Source organism: Endozoicomonas sp., assembly GCF_031844845.1.
Taxonomy (GTDB): domain Bacteria; phylum Pseudomonadota; class Gammaproteobacteria; order Pseudomonadales; family Endozoicomonadaceae; genus Endozoicomonas.
On record NZ_JAVRMB020000161.1, the window covers coordinates 19,925 to 28,042 of the forward strand.

General features: G+C 51.1%; 12 protein-coding genes. All 12 read left to right on the forward strand.

What is annotated here, in order from left to right:
* The first annotated feature begins 67 nt into the window (after window positions 1–67).
* Window positions 68–727, forward strand: a complete 660-nt coding sequence (gene ccmA / locus RM811_RS08230) for a cytochrome c biogenesis heme-transporting ATPase CcmA (RefSeq protein WP_402522824.1) — start codon at window positions 68–70, stop codon at window positions 725–727.
* Entirely contained in the window at window positions 714–1,412 is a 699-nt protein-coding gene (gene ccmB, locus RM811_RS08235) for a heme exporter protein CcmB (RefSeq protein WP_402522800.1), read from the forward strand. The genes ccmA and ccmB overlap by 14 nt, the downstream gene beginning before the upstream one ends.
* Entirely contained in the window at window positions 1,405–1,551 is a 147-nt protein-coding gene (locus RM811_RS08240) for a hypothetical protein (protein WP_402522802.1), read from the forward strand. The genes ccmB and RM811_RS08240 overlap by 8 nt, the downstream gene beginning before the upstream one ends.
* On the forward strand, window positions 1,548–2,282 hold the full coding sequence (locus RM811_RS08245) for a heme ABC transporter permease (RefSeq protein ID WP_402522805.1): 735 nt from the start codon (window positions 1,548–1,550) through the stop codon (window positions 2,280–2,282). The genes RM811_RS08240 and RM811_RS08245 overlap by 4 nt, the downstream gene beginning before the upstream one ends.
* Window positions 2,282–2,560, forward strand: a complete 279-nt coding sequence (gene ccmD, locus RM811_RS08250; protein ID WP_402522808.1) for a heme exporter protein CcmD — start codon at window positions 2,282–2,284, stop codon at window positions 2,558–2,560. Before RM811_RS08245 ends, ccmD begins: the two co-directional genes overlap by 1 nt.
* On the forward strand, window positions 2,557–3,084 hold the full coding sequence (gene ccmE, locus RM811_RS08255) for a cytochrome c maturation protein CcmE (protein ID WP_402522811.1): 528 nt from the start codon (window positions 2,557–2,559) through the stop codon (window positions 3,082–3,084). The genes ccmD and ccmE overlap by 4 nt, the downstream gene beginning before the upstream one ends.
* Window positions 3,074–5,092, forward strand: a complete 2,019-nt coding sequence (locus RM811_RS08260) for a heme lyase CcmF/NrfE family subunit (RefSeq protein ID WP_402522814.1) — start codon at window positions 3,074–3,076, stop codon at window positions 5,090–5,092. The genes ccmE and RM811_RS08260 overlap by 11 nt, the downstream gene beginning before the upstream one ends.
* Window positions 5,089–5,640 (forward strand): DsbE family thiol:disulfide interchange protein, encoded by a 552-nt coding sequence (locus RM811_RS08265; RefSeq protein ID WP_402522816.1) that lies wholly within the window; start codon window positions 5,089–5,091, stop codon window positions 5,638–5,640. The genes RM811_RS08260 and RM811_RS08265 overlap by 4 nt, the downstream gene beginning before the upstream one ends.
* Complete coding sequence (locus tag RM811_RS08270; RefSeq protein WP_402522817.1) at window positions 5,637–6,167, forward strand: cytochrome c-type biogenesis protein; 531 nt, start codon at window positions 5,637–5,639, stop codon at window positions 6,165–6,167. Before RM811_RS08265 ends, RM811_RS08270 begins: the two co-directional genes overlap by 4 nt.
* The gene (gene ccmI / locus RM811_RS08275) at window positions 6,164–7,342 is read left to right on the forward strand and encodes a c-type cytochrome biogenesis protein CcmI (protein WP_402522819.1); all 1,179 of its coding nucleotides are present in this window, start codon (window positions 6,164–6,166) and stop codon (window positions 7,340–7,342) included. Before RM811_RS08270 ends, ccmI begins: the two co-directional genes overlap by 4 nt.
* A gap of 187 nt (window positions 7,343–7,529) precedes the next feature.
* On the forward strand, window positions 7,530–7,787 hold the full coding sequence (locus RM811_RS08280) for a hypothetical protein (protein ID WP_402522822.1): 258 nt from the start codon (window positions 7,530–7,532) through the stop codon (window positions 7,785–7,787).
* Window positions 7,787–8,118: ISAzo13-like element transposase-related protein (locus RM811_RS08285; RefSeq protein WP_407065745.1), on the forward strand; the 332-nt coding region annotated here is incomplete at its 3' end. The genes RM811_RS08280 and RM811_RS08285, both read left to right, overlap by 1 nt.

The following is an 8,118-nucleotide window of genomic DNA, read 5'->3' on the forward strand; positions in this document are numbered from 1 at the left end:
CGATACTTCTTGTAGCGTCAGACCTTTTGTTGATAGTCGATAAATTCGGGAGTTCTCTTTGCTGAATGTGCTTCAGTTGAGCTGTGAGCGAGATGACAGGCTGCTTTTCAGTCACTTGTCCTTTCAGCTCTGTCCCGGAGAGATACTCCAGATTGAAGGGCGAAATGGTGCCGGAAAAACATCGTTGCTCCGCATTATTGCCGGACTGTCATCAAGCTACACCGGAGAGATTTTGTGGGATGGTCAGCCATTGGCAAAGGTCTATGCTGATTTCCGTCTGGACTGTTTCTTTCTTGGTCATAAGCCCGGATTAAAACTGGATTTAACCCCCCTCGAAAACCTTGCCTGGCGATCCAGGCTGGCTAACACCACCGTAAGCCATGAAGGTTTATTGGCTGCTCTTGATCGCGTTCATCTGGCGGGTTATGAAGATATTCCCTGTAGCCACTTATCTGCAGGGCAGTTGCGCCGTGTCGCTTTTGCCGGATTGATTGCCAGTCAGGCACGCCTCTGGATTCTGGATGAGCCTTTTACCGCCATCGATCTGGAAGGTGTAGTCTGGCTTGAAAGCCTGCTTGAGGAGCATGCCAGTCTGGGCGGAATGGTGCTGGTTACCAGTCATCAGCCCTTGACTGATCGTCAGGGATCTTTGCGCAAGCTTCAGCTGGAGACCTTTGCCAAAGACGTTTTATACGACGAACAGGAGGTTCTGGATGCCGGGCTTTGAAAAGCAATCCATGAATGGCTTTTCAGCCTGTGTCGCTGTGATTCGGCGAGACCTTACGCTGGCTTTTCGCTCCCCCGGTCAGGCTATCAACCCAATGGCATTCTTTCTGATGGTCGCCTCTCTGTTTCCCCTTGGTGTGACTCCGGATCGGGAAGTGCTGGCGGAACTGGCTGCGGGCGTTATCTGGATAGGGGCTTTACTGGCCGTTCTGCTTTCCCTGGATTCACTGTTTAAAAGTGATCAGGATGATGGTGCTTTAGATCAATTATTAATGTCGCCCCATCCGTTACCATTGCTGGTTCTGGCTAAGGTATTCAGCCACTGGTTGACCAGTGGTTTCTGTTTGACACTGATGGCGCCGTTGCTGGCTATCATGTTGCACCTTCCGTCAGAAGCATTTTCTGCACTGATGATTACCCTCTTACTGGGCACTCCTGTTCTTAGCCTGGCTGGAGCCATTGGTGCTGCCCTGACTGTGCGTGTTCAGCGTGGCGGAGTATTGCTGACTTTATTGGCTTTGCCACTCTATATACCGGTGCTGATTTTTGCCACGGGGGCTGTTAATGCGGCTGTTCAGAAAATGCCCTATACAGGCCATATTCTATGGTTGTCCGTGTTTTTGGTTCTTGGGATTTGTCTGGCACCACTGGCCATTGCCGGCGCATTAAGGGTGATCAATGAGTGATGAAGTTATTTCAGTAAACGGTAAAAAGCTTTGTCTTTATTCAGGCAGCTTCTTGAAAAATGGGCAGATTTCCAGCATTGTGTCCCTGCAAAATCCGGTCACATTTGCAGCGGCCTCAGCAAGTAGAAAAAGAGTATGAACTGGACGTTTTTTCATAAATTGGGCTCTCCCAAGTGGTTTTATGATATCAGCAGTAAGTGGTTACCCTGGCTTCAGGTGTCATCCCTGGTACTGATATTAGTGGCACTTGTCTGGGGTCTTGCGTTTACGCCTCCGGATTACCTTCAGGGTAATAGTTACCGGATTATCTTTATTCACGTTCCTGCTTCATTTCTTGCCCAGGCCGTTTACCTGATGATGGCAACCGCTGCGGCAGTGACCCTGATCTGGAAAATCAAGCTGGCGGATATGGCGCTGAAAGTGATGGCTCCCATAGGGGCCTCTTTCTGTGTGCTGTCGCTGGCGACCGGGGCTATCTGGGGACAGCCTACCTGGGGAACCTGGTGGGTATGGGATGCCCGGCTGACGGCCATGCTGATTCTGCTCTTTCTCTATATCGGTATTGTTGCCCTGCGTGGCGCAATCCAAACCACAGAGGCAGCAGCAAAAGCCTGTGCCATCTTAAGTCTGGTGGGTGTGGTCAATATTCCCATCATCAAGTTCTCTGTGGATTGGTGGAACACCCTGCACCAGGGGGCCACACTCAAACTGACGGAAAAGCCTTCAATGGCGCCGGAAATGCTGTGGCCTTTATTGCTGTCGATTGCCGGGTTTTATTTGTTTTTTACGCTGGTGATGGTGCTTCGTCTGCGTATCGAGATTCTCAGCCGTGAGAGAAAGACCCGCTGGGTAAAAGAGCTGGTGAGTTGATGTCTATGTATTTTGACAGTTGGGCCGGGTTTCTGGCGATGGAGGGACATGGCCTCTACGTTTGGAGTGCCTACGTGATCGCCATGATGGTCATTGCCTACAATCTGATTGCCCCTCTGCTGGCAAAGCGTCGGGTGGTTGCGGAGGTGAGGCGGCAGGAGCGTTTGATCAGAAGTAAGGTTGTCGTACGAGATTTTAAGGCCATAACAGAAAACAGCCTTGAGCGGGTAGAAGGTCTTGAACCTGTACATAGAGCTGTAGAGAGAGGTGTTCAATGAATGCAGTTCGCAAACAGCGATTGATTCTTGTGTTGCTGCTGTTGGCAGGTGTGGGCGTAGCCGTAACACTGATGCTGTTTGCACTTCGTGAGAACATCAATCACTACTTTTCCCCGGCACAAATGGCAGCGGGTGAAGTACCCGTTGGGCAGAGAATACGAGGCGGTGGTCTGGTGGTGCCGGGCTCAGTGAGTCGGGATCAGGAAAGCCTGAAAGTCAGCTTCAGAATCAGTGACGGGGCGGGTGAGGTCACTGTTCAGTATGAAGGGATTCTGCCAGACCTTTTTGTCGAGGGATCTGGCGTGGTTGCGCTGGGTGTTCTTGATGGGAACGGCATTTTCGCCGCGTCAGAAGTGCTCGCCAAACACGATGAGAATTACATGCCTCCCGAAGTACAAAAAGCAATCGATGACGCGCACCCTGGTATAGCGGACTATTCAGCGAAGCCGGTAGTGAAGAACAACGAGTTTTTGTCAGACGGCCTGTCAGATAAACAGCCAGAGGAAGTCAATAATGGTGGCTGAAATTGGGCTTCTGGCCCTGGTGATTGCACTTTGCCTGAGCCTCTTGTTAAGTATATTTCCCCTGATGGGCAGCTATACCGGTAACCTTCGTCTGATGAATCAGGCCCGGCCGCTGTCCTGGGGATTATTTGCCTTTGTCGGTTTATCCTTTGCCTGTCTGGTCTGGGCATTTGTGACGGATGATTTTTCCGTGGATTATGTCGCCCGACATTCCAACAGTTTATTGCCGATGCAGTACAAAATCAGCGCTACCTGGGGTGGTCATGAAGGCTCTCTGTTGCTCTGGGTGTTGATTCTGACGGGCTGGATGGCCATGGTGGCGCTGAAAAGTGACCGTTTACCCCCGGAGCTTGCGGCCCGGGTGCTCTCGGTGATGGGGATGATAACCGTTGGCTTTTTGCTGTTTACGCTGCTGACGTCCAGCCCGTTTAATCGAATTTTGCCATTCCCTCCGGAAGATGGCGCGGACCTTAATCCGCTCTTGCAGGACTTTGGCCTGATTATACACCCACCGATGCTCTATATGGGCTATGTGGGTTTTTCCGTGGCCTTTGCCTTTGCGATTGCTGCACTGCTCGGCGGTCAGCTGGACAGTGCCTGGGCTCGATGGGCCCGGCCATGGACGACAGCGGCCTGGGTTTTCCTGACCCTGGGCGTCTCCCTGGGCAGCTGGTGGGCGTACTACGAACTGGGCTGGGGCGGCTGGTGGTTCTGGGATCCGGTAGAGAATGCTTCCCTGATGCCCTGGCTGGTGGGGACCGCTCTGATGCACTCGCTGGCGGTGACGGAAAAAAGAGGGTTGTTTAAAAGCTGGACGTTACTGCTGGCAATTTTTACCTTCTCTCTGAGTTTGCTGGGGACTTTTCTGGTGCGTTCCGGGGTGCTGACATCGGTTCATGCCTTTGCTAATGATCCTGAACGGGGTCTCTTTATCCTGATTTACCTGATGGTTGTCGTTGGGGCTTCATTAACTCTGTTTGCCCTGCGGGCTCCGGAGGTACGCAGTCGCATCAGCTTTACAGTCGTGTCCCGGGAGACGCTGCTGCTGGTTAACAACATCCTGCTAACGGCCAGTGCGGCAACGGTGTTGCTGGGAACCCTGTTTCCGCTGTTGTTAGAATCACTGGATATGGGGATGGTGTCGGTAGGGCCTCCCTACTTTAATTTTGTCTTTGTGCCCATGGCCATGATGCTGGCGTTTGCCCTTGGTTTTGGCACGCTGCTCAACTGGAAAAATGGCTCTGTGCGCTGGCTGGTGCAACAGACCCGCTGGATATTTCTCGCCAGCCTGACCGGTGGGTTCGCTTTCAGCCTTCTCTATGGTGACAGTATCCTGATCAGTGAAGTACTGGCCATGTCCCTGGTGCTGTGGATTGTCTTGACCATGGGTAAGGATCTCTTCAATAAAACACGCAAATCCAGAAAAAAAGGCGGTTTGATAGACGCCATGAAACGTCTGAAGCCGGCTTACTATGGCATGCAACTGGCGCACCTTGGGTTGGCGGTTACTATTGTCGGGGTAGCGATTACCAGTGGTTATAGCAGTCAGCGGGATTTGCGTATGTCGCCGGGTGAACGGGTCAGCGTTGGCGAGTATCAGTTCCGATTTGATGGCGTCAGACCGCAACGGGGGCCGAATTACACTGCTGATGTCGGTTCAATCACTGTATACGAAGATGGTCGTCAAATAGCGCTTTTGCATCCGGAAAAAAGAGTCTACGCCGCTCAGGGTATGCCCATGACGGAAGCAGATATTGATCCGGGGCTGACCAGAGACATATACGTGGCCCTGGGTGAACCCCTGGGTGATGACGGTGGCTGGGCGTTGCGAATTCATATCAAGCCATTTGTTCGCTGGATCTGGTTTGGCTCAATTCTGATGGGGCTGGGTGGTATTCTGGCCATATCAGACCGACGTTACCGGGTTAAAGTACAGCAGAAAATGACAGCCGTCAGGCCTTCTGCGGGTAAAACGCCGGGTGCTGAAGAAGGAGTAGCCAGCGCATGAAGCGACGTTTAAAACTGTTTTTACCACTGGCGATTTTCCTTGGGCTTTGCCTGATGTTTTACGTTGCCCTGTTCCGTGATGACCGGGGAGAGCTGCCTTCTGCGTTGCTGGATAGCCCACTGCCTGCGTTTACGCTCGCCACGGTAAAAGATCCGGCCCGGGTAGTGACCCGGGATGATTTACTGGGTGAGGTGGCACTGATCAACGTCTGGGCGACCTGGTGCCCGGCCTGTCGGATAGAGCACCCTTACCTGGTGGAGCTGGCCAGCAAGGGCGTGCCCATTTACGGCGTTAACTACAAGGATGATCAGGCTGAAGCCCGGAAATGGCTGAAAACCCTGCACGATCCTTATCGTTTCAGCATCAATGACCAGGATGGCTTGCTGGGTATTGATCTGGGGGTTTACGGTGCGCCGGAAACCTATCTGATTGATCATCTGGGTGTGATTCGCTACAAGCATGTTGGCATTGTCGATGCCAACGTCTGGCGGAATGATCTGGAGCCGAGATACCGTGCTTTGAAAAAGAAAGCGGAGGCTGCCCAATGAAAAAGCTGGCTTCTCAGTTTCTTTTTGTTATCTCTGCCCTGCTGTTTTTCAGCCCGGCTTACGGCGTGATTGATTCCTACGAGTTCACCACAGCGGAACAGGAACAGCGTTTTTTTGAATTGACCAATGAGTTGCGCTGTCCCAAGTGTCAGAACCAGACCATTGCCGACTCCAATGCCCCTATTGCCCAGGATCTTCGGCGGGAAGTTCATCGTATGGTGAATGATGGTGCTGATAATCAAACGGTGATTGATTTTATGCTCTCCCGGTATGGTGATTTTGTACTGTATAAGCCGCAAATGTCAGGTTTAAATCTGGTGCTCTGGCTGGGGCCGGTGTTCCTGTTGCTGGTGGGTTTCATGGTGCTGCTGATGGTGGTCCGGAAACACCGGGTTGCTGGTAAAACGGTGGTTGATGATGCTGAGGAAGGTCTCAGTGCTGAGCAGCAACAGAGGCTGAATAAAGTTCTGGACGGTGCTTTTGATGGTAAGGCTTCCGGTGGCAAAGCAGCAGGTGATAAAGAATGATGATGGAATTCTGGTTTATAGCCGCATTGCTGATTGCCATTGCTGTACTGATTGCGGTGTGGCCGTTGATAAAATCCAGGGTACACATTGCCGATGAGGTGATATCGGAAGAGGCGGCCAATATTGCCAGTTTTCGTGATCAGATCGCTGATATCGATTGGCAGGTTGACCAGGGGCTGATTGCCCTTGCGGGGGCTGAAAAACTCAAGCTGGAAGTAAAGAAAAAACTGGCTGATGAGCTGGATGAGGTGACATCGTCCGTCCCGTATTCAGGATTGAAAAAACCAGGGCTGGCTTTGTTGGTGGCACTGGTTATCCCGCTGTTGGTCATTCCTGTTTATTACAAGCTGGGTGCCACCACCGAGCTGTCGGTGGTGGAGGTGATGAAACAGGGAGACCTCAGCAGCGAACAGATCGAAAAAGTTCTGGAAGACTGGGCGGCCAAACGGCCGGAGAGCAACCAGGCGCTGTTTATGCTGGGCAGTCATTACCTGAGAAGCGGGCAGCTTGATCAGGCAGTGGCCACTTACCGGCGGTTGGTTACGCTCAGTAATGGTCATCCCCAGGTGACCGCAGAGCTGGCACAGGTACTCTTTTTAAGCAGTGATAATACGGTGACACCTGAAGTGCGAAAGCTTTATCAGCAGACACTGCTGAAAGACAGCCAGAACACTACAGCCATGGGTCTGCAAGGGATTGATGCTTTTGCTAATGGTGCTTATGGTGAAGCGATTTCTGTCTGGCAGCAGGCATTAAACTTTGAAATGGACCCGGCGGCCCGTCAGTCTCTGAGTGCCGGTATCAATAAGGCTCGCACTATGCTGGGGGAAGCGGTGGTGGGTGTTCGGGTCATGGTGGATCTTGCCCCGGAGATGAAAAACCTTCCGGCAGATGCCCGGGTGGTGGTATTTGCCCGGCCAGCAGGTCAGGCTAAACAGCCGCCGATTGCCGCTATTCCCATGAGGATAGGGGATCTGCCACGGGAAGTGCTGTTTGATGATAACAGCGCCATGATGATGGGAGGGCAGTTGCTTTCTTCTATCGACAGTCTGGATATAACGGCCCGGATCAGCCTTTCAGGTAATGTGATGTCTTCCGACTATCAGGTTCAGGCGAAAGGAGTAAAAACTTCGGAGAGTAAGTTGATTACATTGACGTTTGCACCGGCTGGGTAGAAATTATCATTGTTTGGGGAACAAATGTTTAAGTTTAAGGTCTGACGTACATATATAGACAGTTAGGGATCGTCTAAAAATAACTTTCCTATTTTGGATGGTTTTAAATAAAAAAAATATTGTGAAAAATAATCCACATTTTGCCTATAGTTAAAAGCCATGAATGTTTTCCTTGAGGTTGCTTTCTGTGCGAATGTTAATGGAAAGTTATTCAACAATTGTCGAAGCTCAAATGGTGCGATTTTATAGCTCACTCAATGAGAGGGATCGTCGAAGGTATGCTGCTCTTGAGACAACGAAGCTGGGTCATGGTGGTATTCAATACATTTCAACATTACTGGGTCTTCATCGAAAAACGATTGTTCGTGGTATGACTGAGCTTAATTCAGAAGAGCAGCTCACTACAAATCGGATTCGTAAGAAAGGGGGGGAAGAAGAAGTCTAATGGTGGTATACCCAAGTTTAGTTGGTAATCTGCTCGGTGTACTGCACGACCACACGGCTGGAGATCCAATGCGGCAGGGAGTTCGGTGGACAAAGCTCTCCAGGAGAAGCATTTCCCGACAACTTGAAAAAACAGGGACTCCGGCGAATAAGGATACTGTATCTAAATTGCTCCATGAACAAGGATTTCGCCGTCGTAAATCGCAGAAAAAGCGAACGATTAAGCAACACAAAGATCGCAATGCACAATTCGAAAACCTGGCCAGACTAAAAAAAGAATATCTTGATGCAGGAAAGCCAGTACTCAGCATGGACACGAAAAAGAAGGAGAA

Bases quoted from the DNA above. Each gene is read 5' to 3' on its own strand.
- RM811_RS08245 (WP_402522805.1), top strand. From the start codon at position 1,548: ATGAACTGGACGTTTTTTCATAAATTGGGCTCTCCCAAGTGGTTTTAT.
- ccmI (WP_402522819.1), top strand. From the start codon at position 6,164: ATGATGATGGAATTCTGGTTTATAGCCGCATTGCTGATTGCCATTGCT.
- RM811_RS08260 (WP_402522814.1), top strand. From the start codon at position 3,074: ATGGTGGCTGAAATTGGGCTTCTGGCCCTGGTGATTGCACTTTGCCTG.
- ccmB (WP_402522800.1), top strand. From the start codon at position 714: ATGCCGGGCTTTGAAAAGCAATCCATGAATGGCTTTTCAGCCTGTGTC.
- ccmE (WP_402522811.1), top strand. From the start codon at position 2,557: ATGAATGCAGTTCGCAAACAGCGATTGATTCTTGTGTTGCTGCTGTTG.
- RM811_RS08240 (WP_402522802.1), top strand. From the start codon at position 1,405: ATGAGTGATGAAGTTATTTCAGTAAACGGTAAAAAGCTTTGTCTTTAT.
- ccmD (WP_402522808.1), top strand. From the start codon at position 2,282: ATGTCTATGTATTTTGACAGTTGGGCCGGGTTTCTGGCGATGGAGGGA.
- RM811_RS08270 (WP_402522817.1), top strand. From the start codon at position 5,637: ATGAAAAAGCTGGCTTCTCAGTTTCTTTTTGTTATCTCTGCCCTGCTG.
- RM811_RS08265 (WP_402522816.1), top strand. From the start codon at position 5,089: ATGAAGCGACGTTTAAAACTGTTTTTACCACTGGCGATTTTCCTTGGG.